The following is a 1,674-nucleotide window of genomic DNA, read 5'->3' on the forward strand; positions in this document are numbered from 1 at the left end:
CGGGATATCGCAAAAACTATTGCAGTATCAAGTCTCAGAGTGAACACGTAATTCATTACGACGTTTTTCTTTGAGCATCAGACTTTTAAATTGAAGAGTTTGATCATGGCTCAGATTGAACGCTGGCGGCAGGCCTAACACATGCAAGTCGAACGGTAACAGGGAGCAGCTTGCTGCTCTGCTGACGAGTGGCGGACGGGTGAGTAATGTCTGGGGATCTGCCCGATGGAGGGGGATAACCACTGGAAACGGTGGCTAATACCGCATAACGTCGCAAGACCAAAGTGGGGGACCTTCGGGCCTCACACCATCGGATGAACCCAGATGGGATTAGCTAGTAGGTGGGGTAACGGCTCACCTAGGCGACGATCCCTAGCTGGTCTGAGAGGATGACCAGCCACACTGGAACTGAGACACGGTCCAGACTCCTACGGGAGGCAGCAGTGGGGAATATTGCACAATGGGCGCAAGCCTGATGCAGCCATGCCGCGTGTATGAAGAAGGCCTTCGGGTTGTAAAGTACTTTCAGCGGGGAGGAAGGGAGCGAGGTTAATAACCTGGTTCATTGACGTTACCCGCAGAAGAAGCACCGGCTAACTCCGTGCCAGCAGCCGCGGTAATACGGAGGGTGCAAGCGTTAATCGGAATTACTGGGCGTAAAGCGCACGCAGGCGGTCTGTCAAGTCGGATGTGAAATCCCCGGGCTCAACCCGGGAACTGCATTCGAAACTGGCAGGCTAGAGTCTTGTAGAGGGGGGTAGAATTCCAGGTGTAGCGGTGAAATGCGTAGAGATCTGGAGGAATACCGGTGGCGAAGGCGGCCCCCTGGACAAAGACTGACGCTCAGGTGCGAAAGCGTGGGGAGCAAACAGGATTAGATACCCTGGTAGTCCACGCCGTAAACGATGTCGACTTGGAGGCTGTGAGCTTGACTCGTGGCTTCCGGAGCTAACGCGTTAAGTCGACCGCCTGGGGAGTACGGCCGCAAGGTTAAAACTCAAATGAATTGACGGGGGCCCGCACAAGCGGTGGAGCATGTGGTTTAATTCGATGCAACGCGAAGAACCTTACCTGGCCTTGACATCCACGGAATTCTGCAGAGATGCGGAAGTGCCTTCGGGAACCGTGAGACAGGTGCTGCATGGCTGTCGTCAGCTCGTGTTGTGAAATGTTGGGTTAAGTCCCGCAACGAGCGCAACCCTTATCCTTTGTTGCCAGCGATTCGGTCGGGAACTCAAGGGAGACTGCCGGTGATAAACCGGAGGAAGGTGGGGATGACGTCAAGTCATCATGGCCCTTACGGCCAGGGCTACACACGTGCTACAATGGCGCATACAAAGAGAAGCGACCTCGCGAGAGCAAGCGGACCTCATAAAGTGCGTCGTAGTCCGGATCGGAGTCTGCAACTCGACTCCGTGAAGTCGGAATCGCTAGTAATCGTGGATCAGAATGCCACGGTGAATACGTTCCCGGGCCTTGTACACACCGCCCGTCACACCATGGGAGTGGGTTGCAAAAGAAGTAGGTAGCTTAACCTTCGGGAGGGCGCTTACCACTTTGTGATTCATGACTGGGGTGAAGTCGTAACAAGGTAACCGTAGGGGAACCTGCGGTTGGATCACCTCCTTACCATGCTGAATCCCGCCCGTGAAGTGCTCACACAGATTGTCTGAT

At 54.7% G+C, this 1,674-nt stretch carries 1 rRNA gene; it reads left to right on the top strand.

What is annotated here, in order from left to right:
• Positions 1–87 precede the first annotated feature (87 nt).
• Positions 88–1,629 (top strand): 16S ribosomal RNA (locus tag ACQE3Y_RS20465).
• Positions 1,630–1,674 lie beyond the last annotated feature (45 nt).

It is taken from the genome of Pantoea sp. FN0305, assembly GCF_050113845.1.
Taxonomy (GTDB): Bacteria; Pseudomonadota; Gammaproteobacteria; order Enterobacterales; family Enterobacteriaceae; genus Mixta; species Mixta alhagi.